Here is a 20950-nt window from a genome sequence, read left to right as displayed (position 1 = left end):
AATGAATAGATAATGAAATAAGTAGACTCATTAACATCCAGCGTGATTTGAGACTTGTTTCCTTAGCCAGAATCCAGGTTATTATAGAATGAACAATGACAATAAAAATAACGTATACCCCTTAACCTTAGCCCAGCAAGATATATATTTTGATCAACTCCACCATCAGGGCAGCCCCTTATACAATATCGGCGGCGTGATCCGTTTTAAAAAACTGGATATTCCCCGGCTGCAGGCAGCACATAAAAAATTGGTGAGCCAGCATGATGCCTTTGGTTTGCGCATTGTCGAATCGGAAACCGGCCTGGGACAATATGTCAGCAATGAACGCACTTCGGATCTGCCGCTGATCGATTTCAGCAGCGAAAGCAACCCGCCGCAAGCGGCACAGCTGTGGCTAAAAGACCTGTTCGAAACCGGCCTGGACATAGACGACTGCGAGCTTTTCCGCTCTTATTTGCTGAAAATATCCAACGAGCAATATCAGTATGTCGGTTTTGCCCACCACCTGATTTTAGACGGCTGGGGATTTGCCAACTGGGCCAAACAGCTGGGCTGCATCTATAACAACGAACCGGAACATGTCTCCGGTGACTGGCAAAGCGTGGCGGACAGCGATCTGGCTTACCAGCAAAGCAAGCGTTACCAAAAAGACAAAGTTTTCTGGCAAAGTGAACTGGAAAACCTGCCACAGCCGGCCCTGCCGCCTTTGTATCAGGAACAATACCAGGACACGAAAACACCGCCGAGCCACCGGGAAATATTAACTATCCCCCATGCATTGCACCGGCAACTGGCATTAAAGGCAAAAGAAGCCAACACCAGTGCTTCCCAGGCTTATCTGGCGATTCTCAGCCTCTATTTTTCCAGGCTGCTCAACGGCAAAGAATTTATTGTCGGTATTCCTTCACATAACCGCAGAAGCCAGGCGGATAAAAACATGGTCGGTATCTTCACCGGTGTCAGCCCGCTTCGGGTCTCGGTCGATCTGAGCCAAAACTTTAACCAGTTATGTGAAAGCCTGTCGTCGGGCCTCAAGCATATCTACCGCCATCAACGCTACCCGATAGGCAATATGCACCAGGAAGCGCAAAACGGACAACACCGCGGCTCCCTGTATGATATCGCCTTCAATTACCTCAAGCTTGACAGCCAGCTAGAGGTCGAAGGACACGAAGCGGATCTGGTGTACCTGAGCCACAACCACGAACAGACGCCGCTGATGTTTACCGTCTGGGAATACGGTGAAAATCAGGATGTAGAAATTCAGCTTGATCATAACCTTAGCTATATCTCTAAAGCCGATGCCAAACTGCTGTCGGCAAGGTTTGAAACCATTATCAAACAAGTCGCCGGCCAGGAAATTACCTCCCTGGAGCAGGTCGAGATCCTGCCGCAACAGGAGCTTGATATCTTAAACGGCTTCGCCCGGGGCATAAAGGTCGAGCATGACGCAAACCTGCTTGCCCATGAATTATTTGAACAGCAGGTTGAGCAGACCCCGGACAAAGCCGCGTTAATTTTTAAAGACGAGCAGCTGAGCTACCGCGAACTTAATACCCGCGCCAACCGCCTGGCCCGCTACCTGCAGGCACAAGGGGTTAAAGCCGACAGCCTGGTCGGGGTGTGCGTTGACCGCTCGGCGGAAATGGTGATCAGCATATTGGCGATCCTCAAAGCAGGCGCCGCTTATGTGCCGCTTGATCCCAGCTACCCTAAGGCCCGTTTGCAATATATTCTTGAAGACACGGGATTAAAACACCTGGTGAACTGGTCGCAGCTGGACATAGACACCCTGACAGAAGCCGAGGTCCATATTACCGATCTTAACCACGGCCAGGATCTGTGCAGCGATTTATCCGGCGAAAACCTCACCGCCCTGGTGCCCGGCGACAAAAACCGCCTGGCTTATGTCATCTATACCTCAGGCTCTACCGGTAATCCCAAAGGGGTGCTGGTGCAACATGCCAACCTGATCAACTTCCTGTTTGCCATGCAAGACAAGCCCGGCATAAGCAGCGATGACAGCCTGCTGGCGGTCACCTCGACCTCATTTGATATTCACTGCCTGGAGCTGTTCTTACCTTTAATCTGCGGCGCAAAATTAGTGGTGGCGTCAAAAGCCGCCACCTCGGATGCCCGGCAGCTGATGGATTTGGTCGAGCAGCATAAGATCAATATCTTCCAGGCGACACCGGCCACCTGGCGTATGCTGCTTGACAGCAAGTGGCAGCCACAAGCGCACATCAAGATCTTATGCGGCGGCGAAGCCCTGAGCCTGAGCCTGGCGAAGCAATTAACAAGCAACGCCAATATTGAACTTTGGAACATGTACGGCCCGACAGAAACCACGGTCTGGTCCAGTGTCCACAGGATCCATGCCGATGATGAAAACATCTTAATCGGTAAGCCTATTGATAATACACAGTTTTATGTAGTCAATCGCTCCGGCGAACTGGCCCCGGTCGGCGCCACCGGCGAGCTGTTGATCACCGGCAGCGGCGTAACCCGGGGTTATTTAAACCGCCCGGATTTGACCGACAGACAATTTATTGCCAATAGCTATCAGGACCAGGATCCTGCCAGCGAAAAAGCCTACCGCACCGGCGACCTGGTGCGCTGGCTGCCGGACGGCAACCTGGTATGTTTGGGCCGTATCGATGACCAGATCAAAATCCGCGGTTTCCGGGTAGAGCTGGGGGAAATTGAAAACCAGTTAGCCCTGTGCCCGCAAGTTGCCAGTTGCCTGGTGGCTGCCCGGGAAGACCAGTCGGGTCAAAAACAGTTAGTGGCTTATGTCAAACCTGAGCAGAGCGAGCCGACAGAAGATGAGCAAATACAGCTCGTCGAAAGCTATAAACAGGCACTGAAAACCACGTTACCCGATTACATGGTGCCGTCGGCTTTTGTCTTTATGGCGCAATGGCCGCTGACCGCCAATGGTAAAATCGATAAAAAAGCCCTGCCCTCTCCCGATAGCAGTGCTTTACAAGGGGAGTATATCGCGCCAGAAACTGTCACAGAAAAAACCCTGTGCCGGATTTGGGCGCAGCTGTTAACGATAGATGCCGAAAAAATCAGCGCCGATGCCGACTTTTTTACCCTCGGCGGCCACTCGCTGCTGTCGGTGCGTTTAGTGGCGGAAATCAGGGAACAACTTAAGGTGGAAATTTCAGTAAAAGCCATTTTTGATGCCGCCACCATTAAAGACCTGGCCGCCGTGATAGAGCAAGGCTCGCAAGCTAGCCTGCGCGATAAGATCACCGCCTCAGCAGACAAGAATGCGCCTATGCCGCTTTCTTTTGCCCAGCAAAGGTTATGGTTTATCGACCAGCTGCAGGGAGGCAGCTCAGAGTACAACATGCCGGGCGCCTTCTCGGTGCAGGGAGACTTTGACAGCAAAGCCGCCGAGCAGGCCTTTGCCGCGATTATCGAGCGTCATGAAATATTACGCACCGTATATATCGAACAAGATGATGTTACCCTGCAACGCCTTAAGCCTGACTATGCCTTTACCTTGGTTCAACACGATCTAACGGCTCTGGATGAAGCCGCCCAGACACAGCAGCTAACGGCCTTAATCCAAGATAACACCTGCCATAACTTTGATTTATCTAAAGATTTAATGGTACGTGCCAGCTATATCCGACTGGATAACAACCAGGGCAACGGCGTATTATTATTTAACATGCACCATATTGCCGCCGACGGCTGGTCTATGGATGTCCTGATCAAAGAGTTTGTCACCCGGTACCAGGCGCTTACCAGCACACATGAAGGTACACAAGCATGTCCGTTAGCACCGCTTGAAATTCAATACAGCGATTATGCCCGCTGGCAGCGGGAATGGCTGCAAGGGGAAGTATTAGAAACACAACTGAGTTATTGGCAGCAGCAGTTAGCCGATGTCCCGCCGGTGCATACTTTAGTGTTGGACAAGGCGCGCCCCGAGATCAAAAAACATTCAGGCGCCCGGGTATCACAACAGTTATCCGGCGAAGTTGCACGGGGGCTGCAGGATATCGCCGCGCACTATAAGTTAACCCCTTTTATGCTGCTGCACAGTGCCCTGGCGCTGGTCTTATCGCGCCACAGCAACAGCACGGATATCGTGGTCGGCACCCCGGTCGCCAACCGGATGCAAACGGAAGTTGAGCCGCTGATCGGTTTATTTGTCAATACCTTAGTACTGAGGGTCAATACCGGCCACCGCCAGCTCGATGAATACCTGAGCCATGTGCGCCAGGTGCATCTCGATGCCCAAAACAACCAGGATGTGCCGTTTGAGCAGCTGGTCGACGCATTAAATATCCCGCGCAGCACCGCCCATACGCCGCTGTTCCAGATCATGCTGACCACCAATACCGAACATGGCCTGGCGGGCGAAACAGATGCCCTGACACTGGACGGCGTCACCTTAACGCCGCTGGCAAGCGATACCATCACGGCAAAATTTGATCTGGATATCGGCATTAACCTCAATAACAACGGGGTGGACATCAACTGGACCTTTGATAGCGCTATTTTCAGCCCGGAGCATGTCAGTCAGTTTAATGACCACCTGACAAACATGTTAACGGCGATGGCTAAGCTGACGCCGGCAGCAAACACGCAAATCAATGCCTTAGCCATGTTATCGGCGCAGGAGCACAATTACCTGCTCCATGGCCTTAATGACAGCGCCGTGGACTATCCGCAGGATAAAGGCATTCATGAACTCTTTGCCGAGCAGGTGTTAAAAACCCCGGATAATATTGCCCTGGTAGCGAACAACAGCCAAATCAGCTACCGCGAACTGGAGCAAAGCGCCAACCGCCTGGCCCGTTACCTGCTGGCACAAGGGGTTGCTCAGGAAACCTTTGTCGGGGTCTGCTTAAACCGCTCCCCTGAAATGGTCGTCGCCATTTTGGCGATACTCAAAGCCGGTGGCGCCTATGTGCCGCTGGATCCCGCTTACCCTGAGAGCCGTTTGCAGCATATTTTAACCGATACCGGGGTAGAACATGTGCTGACCAACTCCCAGCTGGCCTCTGTACTTGCCAAAATGGACAATACCAGCGTTAAATTGCTTTGTCTCGATGATGACAAACTCAAAGCCGAAGTAGAGACACAAGCAGGCAGCGCACTTGAAAACACACAAGCACAATCAAATTCAGGCGCCAACCTGGCCTATGTCATTTATACCTCGGGATCCACCGGACTGCCCAAAGGGGTGATGGTGGAACATCACAACGTAACCCGGCTGGTGACCAGGAGCAACTTTGTGCCTCTGGATGAAAGCACCCGCTTTTTACAGGCGGCGCCGATTGCCTTTGATGCCGCTACGCTTGAACTTTGGGGACCGCTGCTTAACGGCGGCCAGTGTATTATCTATGACGAATTACATATAGATTTGCAACAGCTGACGGACTTTATCAATAGCCATAAGGTCAATAGCTTATGGTTAACGGCGGGCTTGTTTGAACAGTGGAGTGAAATGTCCGCCCAGGCAGGCACCATTAAATACCTGCTGGCAGGGGGCGATGTGCTCAATGTCGATGCCGTCAACCGGGTGATGGAAAATATTCCGGGCATTGAAGTTATCAACGGCTACGGTCCGACGGAAAATACCACCTTTACCGCCTGTCACCGGGTGAGCGAGCAAGACAAGCACAGCTTGAGTATCCCGATCGGTAAAGCGATCCAAAATACCAGCACTTATGTGTTAACCGAGTCCCTGGCGCTGACACCTTTTGGTGCGGTCGGGGAACTATACACAGGCGGCGCCGGGGTGGCCCGCGGCTACCTGAACCAGGAGCAGGCGACACAGGCAAGCTTTATCGCCAACCCTTTTAACGACAAGGATGATGAACGCTTGTATAAAACCGGTGACCTGGTGCGCTATTTAAGCGACGGTACTTTAGAGTTTATCGGTCGGGCCGATAACCAGGTGAAAGTACGCGGTTTCAGGATTGAACTGTCGGAAATTGAGCACCAGCTTAATTTATGTCAGCAGGTACACTCAGGTGTAGTGCTGGCCAAGGGAGAAAGCAGCAGCAATAAACAGCTGGTTGCTTATGTTAAGGCAGAACAGTTTGAGCTGGCAGCAGCAGATCAGGCCGATTTTATCGCCAGCTTAAAAGCGGCGCTTACGCAAAGCTTGCCTGACTACATGGTGCCGTCCGCTTTTGTGTTAATCGATGCCTGGCCGCTGACCGGCAATGGTAAAATAGATAAAAAAGCCCTGCCATCGCCCGATGCCAGCTTATTGCAGGGAGAATATATCGCCCCGCAAACCGACACCGAAAAAGCCTTGTGCCAAATCTGGGCACAGCTGTTAACCCTGGATGAGACAAAGATCAGCACAAGTGCCGACTTCTTCACCCTGGGGGGTCACTCGCTGCTGTCGGTACGTTTGGTATCGGAGATCAGAAAACAGCTGCAGGTTGAACTTACGGTAAAATCTGTCTTTGAAGCCAGCACCATCAAGGCGTTGGCCGCAGTCACCGAGCAGGGTTCGCAAACAAGCCTAAGACAGCAGGTAAAGGCGGTGATGCGTGAAAGCGATCAGATGCCGCTCTCTTTTGCCCAGCAAAGGTTATGGTTTATCGACCAGCTCCAGGGCAGCAGCGTGGAATACAATATGTCTGCCGCCTTTGAAATACGCGGCGACTTTAATGCCGATATCGCCGAACAGGCGTTGTCAGAAATCATCCGCCGCCACGAGGTTCTGCGCACTGTCTATATCGAACAGGACGAGCAAACCCATCAGCAGATCCTGGCAAACTTTACTTTTGCCCTGACCCGCCACGACTTAACCCCCCTGGACGAGACGGCGCAAAAGGCAGAGTTAAAGGCATTGATTGATGCCGATATGCAAAAACCGTTTAATTTAAAAGAAGATTTAATGGTACGCGCCAGCTTTGTCACTTTTGAGCAAAGTCAGCAAAATCAAACCCGCGGCGCACTGATCTTTAATATGCACCATATTGCTTCCGACGGCTGGTCGATGGAAGTCTTGATCCGCGAATTTGTCAGCCTGTACCAGAGCATCAGCACCGGCAGCGCAAGTGACTTGCCTGAGTTGGAAATCCAATACGCGGATTATGCCCATTGGCAGCGGGAATGGTTGCAGGGTGAAGTATTGGAAGCCCAGCTTAGTTACTGGGATAAACAGTTAGCCGATGTGCCGCCGGTACACTCTTTGGCGCTGGACAAGCCAAGAGCGGAAATGAAACAACACACGGGTGCCAGCATTACCGGCCAGTTATCCGGCAATGTGGCAGGCCAGTTAAAACACCTTGCCGCCCGTCACCAGCTGACCCCATTTATGCTGCTGCACAGCGCACTGGCACTGGTATTGTCGCGTCACAGCAACAGCAAAGATATTATTATCGGCACCCCGGTGGCAAACCGGTTGCAGGCGGAGCTTGAGCCGCTGATCGGTTTCTTCGTCAATACCCTGGTGCTGCGCCTGGATACCAATCATCAGCAGCTTGAAGACTACCTGGCCCATGTGCGCCAGGTGCATTTGGACGGACAAAACAACCAGGATGTGCCTTTCGAGCAACTGGTGGAACGGTTAAATATCGCCCGCAGCACCGCCCATACGCCGCTGTTCCAGATCATGTTATCGAGCAATACCAAGCAAAATGCAGGCGGCAACCAGTCGCAGATAAGCCTGCCCGGGGTCGAGTTGTCGGCGTTAAGCCATGACAATATCGCTTCCCATTTCGATCTGGATATTGGCATCAATATCAGCGAAACCGGCGTCGATCTAAACTGGACCTACGACAACAGTATTTTCACCGCCGAGCATATTAGCCAGCTTAATAACCACCTGATGACGTTATTATCGTCAATGGCGGCGCTTGAAAGTGCCTCTGCCGGCCAGGCCACGCTCGCATCATTAAATATGCTGTCGGTTGATGAAAGTAAACACTTACTTGAATCGCTTAATGATCGCAAAGTTGACTATCCGCAAGACCAGCTGATCCATGAATTGTTCGAAGCCCAGGTCCTGCAAACACCAGACAATATCGCCCTGTCTTTTGAAGGGGAAACGCTGAGTTACCGGGCGCTGAATGAAAAAGCCAACCGCCTCGCCCATTACCTCAAAGCACAGGGCACAGGTCCGGAAACCTTAGTCGGTATTTGCCTGGAGCGCTCGCAGGAAATGCTGATAGCCATACTGGCCGTGCTTAAGGCCGGCGGCGCCTATGTACCGCTGGATCCCAGTTACCCGGAAGCTCGCCTTCAATATATGATCCAGGACAGCGGCGTAAAAGGCGTGCTGACCAAGGCAAGCCTTATTCAAGACTTTGCTTTTGACCCAGGCACAGAATTTGTCGACCTGGATAACCAGGAGCTGGTAAGCGCACTAAACACTTACCCGGCCGATAACCTTGGCAGGGGCGACCAGCTAACGCCGGACAACCTTGCCTATACCATATACACCTCTGGTTCTACCGGAAACCCTAAAGGGGTTATTGTCGAACATCATGCCCTGGTCGGCCGTTTGCATACTTTTGACCGGGCATTTGCCCTTGGCAGCGGCGATGTCGTGCCCAGCATAGCCTCTTTTGCCTTCGATATTTCCCTGCTGGAGCTGATCTATCCCCTGACCTGCGGCGCAGAAGTCAAGGTATTGCCGCGCAGCAAAATCATCAATGTCGCCGAGCTTAGAGAAGAGCTGAAAACCTGCACTTTCGTGCATATGGTGCCCAGCCTGGCCCAGTTCTGGCTGGATGAAATTATCCGTGAACAGGCCACCCAAGATTATCCGGGGCTGAAATATATCGCCACCGGCGGCGATGCCGTACCCGAGTCATTATTGATCTCACTAAAAGCAACCCTGCCTGAGGTGACCTTATTGCAGTTTTATGGTCCGACTGAAGCGGTACTGTTTTGCGTTTGCCATCCGCAAGCGGCCGATGCTCCTTCTTCCTTAGGTCTGGGCCTGGACAATGTCAGCCTCTATGTGCTTGATGATGATCTGAACCTGCAGCCGCAAGGCGCCGTGGGCGAGTTGTATATCGGCGGCAGCGCCCTGGCAAGGGGTTATCTGCATCGCGAAGATCTGACCCGGGAACGCTTTATTCCCCACCCGTTTAACAGCGGCAGCGGCGAGCATTTATATCAAACCGGCGATCTGGTGCGTTATCTGCCTAACGGCGAACTTGAATTTAAAGGGCGTAAAGATGACCAGGTGAAAATCCGCGGCTTCAGGGTCGAGTTGGGAGAAATAGAGCAGCAACTGGCCGCCTGCCCGCAAGTAGCCAGCAACCTGGTATTGGCGCGCGAAGATCAGCCGGGACAGAAACGCCTGGTGGCCTATGTGCAACTGCAAGCAGGTGAAGAAAGTGAACAGGAAAGCCTGGATAAGATCCGTCAAAGCCTGAAAGAGAGCCTGACCGATTACATGGTGCCGTCGGCCTTTGTGGTGATCGAGCAATGGCCGCTGACCGCCAATGATAAAATCGATAAAAAAGCCCTGCCCGTTCCCGGCAGCGGTTTATCCACTGGCAATTACCAGGCGCCGGAAACCGGTTTTGAAAAAGCCCTGGTGCAAATTTGGGCGCAGCTGTTGAACCTTGAAGCAGATGAAATCAGCACCCATGCCGACTTCTTTGAGCTGGGCGGACATTCGTTGTTAACCGTACGTTTGGTGGCGGAGATCCGAAAACAACTGGCAGTGGAAATTTCGGTAAAATCTGTGTTTGATGCCCCCACCATCAAAACCCTGGCCGAGGTAGTTAAACTCGGCGCTCCGGCGGATTTAAGCCAGCAACTTAAAGCGGTTGAACGGGAAAGCGATCTGATGCCGTTATCTTTTGCCCAGCAAAGGTTATGGTTTATCGACCAGATGCAGGGGGCAAGCCCGGAGTACAATATGCCGGCGGCATTCGAAGTGAAGGGCAATTTTGACTGCGACGCCGCCGAGCTGGCGCTGGCCAGCATTATCGAACGTCACGAGGTACTGCGTACCGTTTATCTTGAAGATAACAAACAGGCCATGCAAAAAATTCTGCCGGGTGCGGCATTTACCCTGACCCGACATGATCTCACCGGTCTGGATCAAGCCATGCGTCAACATCAACTGAAAGCTTTCATTGATGAAGACATGAAACAAGCTTTTGATTTAAAAAGTGATTTAATGATCCGTGCCAGCTATATCGCCCTGGACAAAGAGCAAGCTAGCGGAGCATTATTATTTAATATGCACCATATTGCTTCCGACGGCTGGTCGATGGATGTCTTGATTGCCGAGTTCGTCGCCCTGTACCAGGCGCTGACCTCCGGGCAAAGCAATCCTTTGCCGCCGCTGGAAATCCAATACGCGGATTATGCCCACTGGCAGCGTGAATGGCTGCAGGGGGAAGTGCTGGAAACACAATTAAGTTACTGGGACAAACAACTGAGCGATGTGCCGCCGGTGCATTCTTTAGTCCTGGATCAACCAAGGCCCGACGTAAAACAACACCTGGGGGATAAGGTGCGTGGCCGGTTATCAAGCGAGGTAGCCAAGCAATTGCAGGCCCTGGCCGCACACCACCAGTTAACCCCCTTTATGCTGATGCACGGCGCCCTGTCGCTGATGCTGTCGCGTCACAGCAACAGCCAGGATATTGTTATCGGCACCCCGTTTGCCAACCGGGGACAGGCAGAGCTTGAGCCGCTGATCGGTTTCTTCGTCAATACCCTGGTCCTGCGCGTCGATACCGGCCACACCGGACTTGAAGATTACTTACAGCATGTACGCCAGGTTCACCTTGATGCGCAAAATAATCAGGATGTACCGTTTGAGCAGCTGGTGGAGCGGTTAAATATTCCCCGCAGCACCGCCCATACGCCGTTATTCCAGATCATCTTGTCCACCAATAACGATTTTGGTTTAGGGGATACCTCGGCAGACAATAAACTGGCGTTAACCGACCTGACCCTGTCGCCGCTGTCAAGCGATGTTATCACGGCAAAATTTGACCTGGATATCGAGCTTAACATCAACGAGCACGGGGTAGAGCTAAACTGGACCTTTGATACCAGCATCTTTACCCGGGAGCATGTCAGCCAGTTTAACGAACACCTGGAAATCCTGTTAACGGCCATGGCACAAGTTCAGCCGGCAGCAGCAACCGAGCTCAATGCCCTGACCATGTTACCTGAGCAGGAGAAGGATTATTTGCTGCATGAGCTGAATGACAACGCCGCGGATTATCCGCGGGATAAAGGCATTCATGAATTGTTTGCCGCCCAGGCCAAAAAGACTCCGGACAATATCGCCCTGGTGACCGATGATCAGCAGCTTACTTACCGTGAACTGGATGAAAGCGCCAACCGCCTGGCCCGCTACCTGTCGGCACAAGGGGTTGGCAGGGAAACCCTGGTGGGGGTGTGTCTCAACCGCTCGATAGAGATGACAATGTCGATTTTGGCGATACTCAAAGCCGGTGGCGCCTATGTGCCGCTGGAGCCGACTTACCCCGAGTCCCGCTTACAACATATTTTAACCGATACTGGGCTACAACATGTGCTGACAGCCACTGACCTGGCGGATGTATTGGCTTTTGATAAGGATAATATCGACATTGAGCTGCTTTGTCTGGACGATGCCGCAATTAAGGCCGAAGTTCAGGCACAGCCGGCAACCGAACTGACACAGGAACAGACAGACTTTAGCAACCGCCTGGCCTATGTGCTTTATACCTCGGGAACCACAGGCAAGCCTAAAGGGGTGCAGGTGGAACACCATAACGTGACCCGCCTGGTGAGCAACTGTAATTTTGTGACTTTGGACGAAAATACCCGGTTCTTGCATTCGGCGCCTGTCGCCTTCGATGCCGCTACGCTTGAGCTATGGGGGCCGTTGTTAAACGGCGGCCAATGTATTATTTTTGCGCCGCAGCCGGTAGATTTAAAACAGCTGACCGACTTTATCGTCGAACATAAGGTGAATACCCTATGGTTAACGGCGGGATTATTCGAGCAGTGGAGTGAAATGTCGGCCCGGGCAAGCTGCGTCAAGTATGTACTGGCAGGGGGCGATGTGCTGCATGTCGATGCGGTAAACCGGGTATTGGACAATATCCCTGGTATATGTGTGGTTAACGGTTACGGTCCGACAGAAAATACCACCTTTACCACCTGTTACCAGATCACGGATAACAACAGGCCCGGTGCCAGCGTACCTATAGGTAAAGCAGTGCAAAATACCAGCACTTATGTATTAAACAAGGCCGGTGGCCTGACCCCTGTCGGCGCGGTCGGGGAATTATACACAGGCGGCGATGGGGTTGCCCGCGGTTACCTTAACCGCGAACAGGCAACACAGGAGAGCTTTATAGCCAACCCGTTCAGTGATAACAGCGGCGATCGTTTGTATAAAACCGGTGATCTGGTGCGTTACCTAAGCGACGGTAATTTAAAATTTGTCGGCCGGATCGATGACCAGGTTAAAGTACGCGGCTTTAGAATTGAACTGGCAGAGATTGAGCATCAGATCAATGCATGTCCAAGCGTACATTCAGCCATGGTACTCACCAAGGGAGAAAGCAGCGCAGATAAGCAACTTGTTGCCTATGTGAAAGCCAATCTCACGCATGAGACCCCGGAGGATGAAAAAGCATTTGTCACCGCCTTAAAAGCAACACTTTCGGGTTCATTACCCAATTATATGATGCCGAATATGTTTGTAATGATAGATGAATGGTCGTTAACGGCTAATGGTAAGGTAGATAAAACAGCTTTACTCCCCCTGGAGGGCATTTTACTGCAAGCGGAATATGTTGCCCCCGAACAGGACATTGAAAAAGAACTGGTACAGATATGGTCGGAGTTATTGACACTTGATCCCGGCGATATCAGTATCCAGGCCGACTTCTTTGAACTGGGCGGACATTCGTTGCTGGCTTCACGTTTAGTGACCCAGATAAATGAACAATGGCAAATCAAGCTGCCGGTGATTCTGGCGTTTGAAAGACCGACCATTTTTGACCTGGCTGCTCATATCAAAGCAGAACTGGCGATAAACAGCGCATTAACCGCTGAACCGGAAGAGGAGGAAGAAGCCGAAGAATGGATACTCTAATTCCTGTTGTTACCCACTCAGGGTAACAGCCGGTTTATAAACGTCGCGGCCTCAGGAGTAGCTCCTGGGCCGCTTTTTTTTATGTCATATCGGCTCAAGAATAGCCTGCTGCCCCTGTCAAAAGCGCAGATAACCTGGCAGGACAAAAATGTCAGCATTACCGGCTAAGCGTCACGAAAGTCTTTTACTCTCGGACACTCATTCAAGGTGATAGTTTCAACCAAGCGCTATGCTTTCACATCCATATGATCGCAGGAGTAGTTATCGGATGTAAGTACTTGGCTTACGCCGGGAACCCTCTCCACCTGAAAACAGACTGAAATATCTCCATGCATAAAAAAACCCGATCTTTTCAGATCGGGTTTCATTTGTAGCAAGTTAACAAATAATCACATCAAGGCGATAAATACCAAGCTTGCCGCAGCCATTTTACCATGCCCTGCCCGGCCAGCAGACTCCTTGCTTATATCAAAGCAGCGTTAGGCTGCCGTGCAGGCACATCAGTAAAAACAGCCGCTATAAGCGACTAAGCTTCTTTTGCTGCGGTGCAAAGGGTCGGTCCGGTATGCCCCGCCAACTGCTGCTGGGTGCAGAAACTTGGTCCGGTATCTTTAGCAAGCATCATTGGCTGGCCGCCGCCAATATTAGGTGTCAATTCAGCCGGTAACGCCTGGTAATCTTTTGAAAGGTTTTTCAGTTTATTTTTATTTAAAGTTAGTTTCATAATGACTTCCTTATTAAGTTTAAATGATGCATCCATGTTTAATGCACCAATAAATCAGTTTATTGCTTATTTGCAATCCATAATATCAGAGGCACAATAACGCCCCCCTTGGGAATGAACCGGCAGTTCTTGTTGATTGATACCGCCGCCAACCTGCGGGGTCATTTCCGCCGGAAGGCTTTTGTGATCCTTTGACAGGTTTTTAAGTTTCTTTTTGTTCAGTTTAAGTTTCATTGAAATATCCTTGTTATTCTTTTATTGATATTAATTAGCAATATAACGAGATAGCATAACTAAACACTATCGCCTGATTTATATCCGGACGCCTCTTTTTTATTTGCTCTAAAAAATGGCAAAAGAGTTCAAGCCCGGCTCAACCAGGGGTTGTAAATGCACAGCTTGCCTGCTGGTTTAACCGTGACTTTTTTTATATTATTTTGCTAAGGTTTGCTTGCTGAAATTTATAGACGCTCAGCGTCTGTTTCAGCTTTATTATTTCATTTGCATGCAGTCCATGATGTCAGACGCACAATAACGTCCACCTGATGACGGACCCGTTATGCCGCCGCCGGCAACTTGTGGGGTCATTTCAGCGGGAAGACTTTTCTTATCTTTTGACAAGTTCTTAAGTTTTTTCTTATTTAGTTTTAATTTCATAATTACATCCTTATTCGACTAGGGTTATGCATTGATTTTTAATGCATAAATCAAATTAAAATAATGCAGCCTTACAAGATATCAGACGCACAATAGCGCGCACACCCGGTAGCAACCGGAAAGTCATTTATACCGCCGGCAACTTGTGGGGTCATTTCAGCAGGAAGGCTTTTTTTATCTTTTGACAAGTTTTTAAGTTTCTTTTTATTCAATTTAAGTTTCATTGAAACATCCTTTTTTATTATTTTTCTATGTCGTTTAATAGCACAGAAATAGACCTTATCGGCTGATGCTGATAAGACAGGTTTAAGCCTTACCGGCTGACGCAAGTAAGACAGGTTTAAGCCTTACCGGCTGACGCAGATAAGACAGGTTTAAGCCTTACCGGCTAACGCAGATAAGACAAGTTTAAGCCTTACCGGCTGACGCAAGTAAGACAGATTTATCCCTTACCGGCTAATGCAGATAAGACAGGTTTATGCCTTACCGGCTGACGCAAGTAAGACAGGTTTATCCCTTATCGGCCAATGCAGATAAGGCAGGTTTTATATCATATCGGTTTACACTGATAAATTTGCTGTAAGATGCTATTAGCTAATGCCAATAGCATCTATACCATATCAGCTTACGCTGATATGTCAATTTTTGCTTACACACAATTGACCTTGAGTTAACTTAATGTTTCGTTTGTCCAATCAACGTGAAACACTGCTCGCCTAAATGGTGATAGTGGTGTGGATTAATGAAAGTGAATGTTTTTAAACAAAGTCTATAGGGCAACCCCAAAAACCTGTTAGATTTACGAGTTTACAGCTTTTTTCAACTTAAGTACTCTGCAAGCCGAACCCGGGAGGTTTCAAATTTAATCATAGTAAAACAAATGGTTATATCAGAACGCGTCGTTCATGGACAGGGATACCTATATCCTGCACGCCAGCATAATTTGCCGGTTCTCAAGGAAAGTTTGCGCATTAACTGCCAGCTATTTTCAGTAAATTTAACATTGCAAAACGTTAAAATAACTATGCAGGTAATTTATCTTATCCCTGGTTCTGATTTTTCAACAAGACATACCTGCGGGCAAATAATGAAAGCGGTTTGCTATTTTCAGTCTGCCGTGCTTTTTGCCCAAAGGAGTTGTCGTTATATGTATTATTAATCAGGATTTTTTATGAAAAAACATGACAAAAAAATTGAAAACCAAGAAAGTAAATTAAATGTTTTCGTGCCGGAAACAATGAAAGAACTTACCCTTGAAGACGCTGAGTTTGTTTCCGGCGGTGGCATTCCGCCTTTCATCGGTTATCAGGAACCGCCGATCGAAGAACTATAGAGTGCTTGAAGTAGTGGTAATGCCACTACTTCCATCCTATCGCCTTTAAAACGATATTGTTAACAATGTTAAATGGCGACCTTCCCATCATCGCAATATTTCGCTTGCCCAGTGATCTTTTCTATCGTTGCGATGGATTTATACACCAGGTAACAGTATGGAAATGGACCAATTTTTCAGTGTATTAGCTAAAAGCGATTCTGTTGAGAGTATAGATACTGCTTTTTTCGAATATGTAGAGCAACGAAATTTCAAGCAGGAAATTCAGCAACTAATAGACAAGCAAGACTATGAACTCCTAGGCAGGGTAAGGAATGATGGCATTGTGCTTTATGAGGACAAGCAATGGCGGATGTTATTAACGCTTGATGCTTTAACAACCGACCCTAATGTCGCTGTCACCTTTTCGTCAGAGTCATTGTACAGTGTTATCTCAAATCACCGCTATGTGCTGCATGCATATCCAGAAGACGATGAAGGCATACAAGTAGCAGATGAAAAAAATACCATCACCACACGGCAGCTAAAAATATTATCAAGCGGCTTTGCCTATGAATTTTACCAGCCGGAGGAAAAGGTAGTGGTCGCTTTGCACAACAAGTCAATAAAAAGACCGGTTTGTGCCCGATACTGCGGCGAAACAGGAAAGAAACTTGCTGCCTATTCCGGTACGCATAATTTGGATCGATATAAAATGTTTATCGGTATCATGCACCAGTTTGGCACAGCAGGGAGTCCTTTTTTAGAACAATTAACCAAACACCCGGTGAACGCCATTCGCTGGCACGCCCTGGTTGAATTGTTCAAATTAGACCACGAGCGTGCAAAACATATTTTAGTCTCATTCTTGCAGGATCAGTGCCCGACAATAAGAGCACAGGCCAATGCAACCATGGCGCAATTAGCGGAATTTGAAAGGATGAATGCATAAGATGAAATTCTATTCTCCCAGGGCTGTTGAGCCCACCTCCATAGAGAGCTTAATAGACTTTATTAAACATAATATTAGTAAAGACCGGCTATTGTGTGAGACTCAAGGTTTAGTCGAACAGCTGATGGGAGTGCAGCACAACACGGCCAATATTCTCGAACATATTTCAGCCTCGCTCTCAAAAACCGATAATAACCCGAATACAAACCCCTACGGCAAGAATTCCTTTATTTTGTATAGAGACAGCACAGTAATGCTGCGCCTGGTTGTTTGGGAGCCGAGAGCGGGGGAAGATTTCACTCGTACGGATGAAGAACTTTTTGCTTATGGCGTATGCCATGATCATAACTTTGAGTTGATGTCGTTGGGGCTGTGCGGCAATGGCTATACCACCCATATGTACTCATATCAGCACAAAGGCAGCGAGTATGCCGAAGGAGAGTTAATTGATATCGACTACCAGGGGGATTTCACCTTGCAACAAGGCAGCGTGCTTTATATGGAACAGTCAAAAGATCTCCATACGCAAAGCCCGCCGGCTCAGATGTCGATGTCGCTCAATATCATTGTTGACCACGGCATTAAAAAGAAACAAGTTTTCGTTGAGCCAAAAACAAAACGTATTGTTGAGTACCGGGGCTTAGTGAACCCCAAAAGCTATATCCAAAGCATTCATAAAAAGTTAACAGAACCAAAGCTTGAAGCTAATCAGTGCGGAAAATAAGGCCCCCGGGAAGTGGCACCTTCATTTAACAAAGGGTTTTGGGTGAGTTAGCTTGGTTATTCACTAACCGAGCTAGCACCAAAATACAAAGCCCGCTTCTAATCCCGCCAGGAGGCAATCGAGCCCTGCCAAGGTAGGTTATACCGCAAAATCTTGTTAACCCATACTGGCATTCTCCTTTGTTGACATAAAAGTTGGCGCAGCAATAATTTCAAATCACCTTATGCCCAGCCCGGTGAAATTACACTAAAACAGCAAAACAATTAAAAAAATTAAAAAAATTAAAAAAATTATCTAAATATGCAACTTATCCCAAAAAAGTGTTACTAAGAATATACCCGATGAGCATTTTAACTAATGACATCCGGTAAAAATTAAAAATAACTATTTTAATAAGTTAGACTAATTAGATAACGCACCTGAATGAAATTCAGTTAACTCACCAACATTATGGACGATACCTATGCCCTTTAGCATCGATACCTTTCGACAATATCTCAAAATGGCCAACGACAAATATGCCAAGCATAAAGACAGCTCCATGAGTCCGCTGGAACGTCACTTGGCCGGCCTGCATGCCGTTGGTGTAACACAATTACCGGCAATTCAGGCATTATGGGGCAGTGTTCCCTATGCCAAGCAAACCAAATACGCCGGAGCTTCCATGTACCTGAAACAGTTCTTGCCGGGCCTGGTAGATGCCACGCCCTGCAAACCGAAAATGGAGTTCGAGTCTTATAAAGTGGTCAAAGGCCCGTTCGCCGGTCAGACCGACTACCTGGTGCGAGCCTACCACCGCCATAAACTCACCTGGCAAAGCAGTAACGGTCATATGGGATCGCTGGCAAATGTGGGTACCCGGGAACAGGTAACCCACAGAACAAATCCGGCAGCTGCCCCTTTTCATGCGGTTTTATGTGGCTCTATTCCCCTGACTTTTACCCAGGGAGCCACCACCAATACCGGGGCCGACAGCGGCATTAACCGGGATGACCATTCCATCGGCAACCCGGCCTTGATTCTGCGCAGGCCGCTAACGACCGGCTCTGTTATCGCCGACCAGGTATATCAATACACCACTGACGGCACTACCTGGCTGCCCATTCCCGGCGCCACCTACGAAATAGAAAAAGGCGTGCGGCTGCAGGGCGGCAACCTGGTGTTCTATTTCCGTAAAGAAGGCACCAACAACCGCCTGGCCAACCGTTTTCACTTTGAAGTGGAATATGCAATTGGCCCGGCCATCACTCACACCGTTACCCGCATTCCTGTACCGCCTTTTTCCTTCTTGCCGATGGCGAATTTAAGCGATCACACCAGCAGGATCGTCGCCCAAAGGCAATAACTATCACAGACAAATGTGCCCGAAAAGTATTGATGCCTTCTCAAGATAGAGACGGCATCATGCTTTGAATACTTAATTGACGCGGCGGCGACTTTTTCTTGCGCGTACCCAACGATTAATTGACACAAAAGTCATTATCCGACCATACAAGCTGCCGTGTCTCTTGTGACACACGGCAGCTTAATTTTTCCGTATTGCAGTGTTAATTTTCTGTTCCCCGGTTATTATCACCAAGGCTATCTTACGGCTGAGGTGAAATAACCACTTCTCCTTGATTTACCCTGATACTGACCTTTTGCCCTTTGAGAAAACCGGCCTTGCTGAGCCACTTTCCCCTGAGTATGATGCAGGGTTCAAGCTGTATCGGCGCGTAGCTAATACCTATATTACGGCTTTTCGGTGCCGACCCGCAAACAGTCTCCTGCACGGTAAGTTGCCGATAAATGGGATATTTTACTTTTGCCGAGCCTGGCTCTGACGTATGATGACATTCAGCCATGACGTACTCCTATGTAGTTCGTTGTGGTTAGCGACCTCTGAGTGTTGCTGCACTCAGGGGTTGCGACTTTGGTTGCTGGCATAAGCAGCAGTTAACAGATAAGCAATATTGGAATAGGCGCTCTCCTGTTTGGCTTGGGTAGCACTATTAATAAAAGACCAATTTACAAGATAAGTCAGGGCGGGTTGGCAGATCATTTTATGGCTATTTTGTCACTATTGTATGGGTTGCTGTACAGGTAAAAGTAACAAAAACATTCGCTAAAATCCCTTCGTTTTGCCAAGGGAATAATTACCTTAATATGAGGATATAAAGATATGGCCATGCTCGTCATTTATTAACACGGCCAAGTTTATAACAATGATTTTCCTAATAATTTAATGAAAAACCAAAGGTGGGTGAATATTCACTTAATGCCATTAACAAATTAGCATCCTGAAAAAGTCGTTATGAACTTCCACCTTTTAATGCTTTGCTTATTCCTTTAATCATCCCGTCGATATTGCGTAACGTAAATTGATATTCAAGCGAGTTCTGCAGAAAGTCATTGCGCTCTTTTGCCACGTCTACCGTATTGCCGTCACCGGTATCGGGTTGCTCCGGGATTTGATACTTAATATTGTTGTTCATATTATTATCAGGGCTGATATGGGCTTCATGGGTGGCAAGCATTTTTACCGACTGTACTTGTTGTGCTTGCTTTAAAGCAGCACTGAAATCAACACTGACAGCTTTATAGCCAGGCGTATCAGCATTAGCAATATTCGATGAAATAATCTCGGCTTTTTTTTCCCGCAGAAGTAATAAATCTGTTTTCGGTTTAAATATGTTATCTAAGTTAATTGCCATAAGTACCTCTTTTTTGCCCGTTACTGGTTTCGTCGAATGATGAATAACGAATATGTGCAGTACGTATTTCACTGGTTATCGGTAGCTGCTGGGCAATTTTGGCAAAAATGCTTAATCGTTTTTTGATTTTTCTTGCTATTAATAACACCTGGGGTGTTTGTTTTTATTCAGCAAATAAGCTTTAAATACACGATTTATTTGATTGAGAGTATGTGAGTCGGCTTTAGCTATTGTCGCTATATTTCTTGGCTAATTGAAAACAAAGACAATGGTTTTCAAATTACTGTCGAGTCCGTATAACACATGATTTTCATGGGGTTCACACCAAGCTGTTTCAAATTTTTATTAAAACAGCTTTGTAATACTAAGTAATATTATTATTTGTTCCTTCAGGTAATAATAAGTAATTACTGAAACTGTTTACTAATTAGGAAAAGATTATGCCCAGCACTGTAAACGGATCAATTACTGATTCTGTAACTCAAGTGAATACTAAAGTCCTCGGTGAGGTCCCGGCAACAGCTATGGGTGATTTGATGTTAACGACAAGTCAGGCTCTTTCTGCAGGAGGGCAAAACCTGGCAACTGGCCAACAGCAGGCTAATGTGATGTACCAAGCTGCAACGGTGCAAGGTATTAATGCTTTAATGAATACAGGAAATGCAGCAACAGGTAAGGTCACCGAAAGCATTATTGATAGAGGGTGACAGTCTGGTGCGTAAGACCCAGGTACGTAGAATATTCCTGACCTTCCTTTACTGAGATTCTTTGCCCCTCACTGGGGCAATCAATTATTTATAACTATTGGCTCATTTCTTAATC

General features: G+C 48.3%; 12 protein-coding genes. 6 read left to right on the top strand and 6 right to left on the bottom strand.

Annotated features, from left to right (window positions below; translation table 11 throughout):
* The first annotated feature begins 88 nt into the window (after nt 1-88).
* On the top strand, nt 89-13066 hold the full coding sequence (locus SG35_RS30665; RefSeq protein WP_044833293.1) for a non-ribosomal peptide synthetase: 12978 nt from the start codon (nt 89-91) through the stop codon (nt 13064-13066).
* Nucleotides 13067-13592: 526 nt separating this feature from the next.
* Here SG35_RS30665 and SG35_RS30660 read toward each other — a convergent pair.
* The 4 genes from SG35_RS30660 to SG35_RS30645 all read right to left on the bottom strand — a co-directional run bounded on the left by SG35_RS30660 (nt 13593) and on the right by SG35_RS30645 (nt 14671).
* Nucleotides 13593-13790: a hypothetical protein gene (locus tag SG35_RS30660; protein WP_044833292.1), complete on the bottom strand. Its 198-nt coding sequence runs from the start codon at nt 13788-13790 to the stop codon at nt 13593-13595.
* A gap of 66 nt (nt 13791-13856) precedes the next feature.
* Nucleotides 13857-14024 (bottom strand): hypothetical protein, encoded by a 168-nt coding sequence (locus tag SG35_RS30655; protein WP_160298309.1) that lies wholly within the window; start codon nt 14022-14024, stop codon nt 13857-13859.
* Between the two features lie 258 nt (nt 14025-14282).
* Nucleotides 14283-14447 (bottom strand): hypothetical protein, encoded by a 165-nt coding sequence (locus SG35_RS30650; RefSeq protein ID WP_160298308.1) that lies wholly within the window; start codon nt 14445-14447, stop codon nt 14283-14285.
* A 71-nt stretch (nt 14448-14518) separates the two neighbouring features.
* Entirely contained in the window at nt 14519-14671 is a 153-nt protein-coding gene (locus SG35_RS30645; RefSeq protein WP_169749411.1) for a hypothetical protein, read from the bottom strand.
* Nucleotides 14672-15618: 947 nt separating this feature from the next.
* Here SG35_RS30645 and SG35_RS30640 point away from each other — a divergent pair.
* From SG35_RS30640 to SG35_RS30625, 4 genes are all read left to right on the top strand, one after another.
* Nucleotides 15619-15780, top strand: coding sequence for a hypothetical protein (locus SG35_RS30640; protein ID WP_160298307.1), 162 nt, complete (start codon nt 15619-15621; stop codon nt 15778-15780).
* Nucleotides 15781-15937: 157 nt separating this feature from the next.
* Nucleotides 15938-16711 carry a HEAT repeat domain-containing protein gene (locus tag SG35_RS30635; protein ID WP_044833291.1) on the top strand — a complete coding sequence of 258 codons (774 nt, stop codon included), beginning with the start codon at nt 15938-15940 and terminating at the stop codon, nt 16709-16711.
* Between the two features lies 1 nt (nt 16712).
* Entirely contained in the window at nt 16713-17435 is a 723-nt protein-coding gene (locus tag SG35_RS30630; RefSeq protein WP_044833290.1) for a hypothetical protein, read from the top strand.
* A 463-nt stretch (nt 17436-17898) separates the two neighbouring features.
* Nucleotides 17899-18780 carry a hypothetical protein gene (locus tag SG35_RS30625; protein WP_044833289.1) on the top strand — a complete coding sequence of 294 codons (882 nt, stop codon included), beginning with the start codon at nt 17899-17901 and terminating at the stop codon, nt 18778-18780.
* Nucleotides 18781-19021: 241 nt separating this feature from the next.
* Here SG35_RS30625 and SG35_RS30620 read toward each other — a convergent pair whose 3' ends face one another.
* Both SG35_RS30620 and flgB read right to left on the bottom strand, forming a co-directional pair.
* Complete coding sequence (locus SG35_RS30620) at nt 19022-19279, bottom strand: SymE family type I addiction module toxin (RefSeq protein WP_044833288.1); 258 nt, start codon at nt 19277-19279, stop codon at nt 19022-19024.
* Nucleotides 19280-19726: 447 nt separating this feature from the next.
* Nucleotides 19727-20128, bottom strand: a complete 402-nt coding sequence (gene flgB / locus SG35_RS30615) for a flagellar basal body rod protein FlgB (protein ID WP_044833287.1) — start codon at nt 20126-20128, stop codon at nt 19727-19729.
* A 440-nt stretch (nt 20129-20568) separates the two neighbouring features.
* Between flgB and SG35_RS30610 the strand changes: the two genes are divergently transcribed.
* On the top strand, nt 20569-20835 hold the full coding sequence (locus SG35_RS30610) for a RebB family R body protein (protein WP_044830599.1): 267 nt from the start codon (nt 20569-20571) through the stop codon (nt 20833-20835).
* The last annotated feature ends 115 nt before the right edge of the window (nt 20836-20950 follow it).

Origin of the sequence: Thalassomonas actiniarum (genome assembly GCF_000948975.2) — a bacterium.
Classification (GTDB): domain Bacteria; phylum Pseudomonadota; class Gammaproteobacteria; order Enterobacterales; family Alteromonadaceae; genus Thalassomonas; species Thalassomonas actiniarum.
The sequence above is the reverse complement of the archived record's forward strand: the minus strand, read 5'-3'. Positions and strand labels throughout refer to the sequence as shown.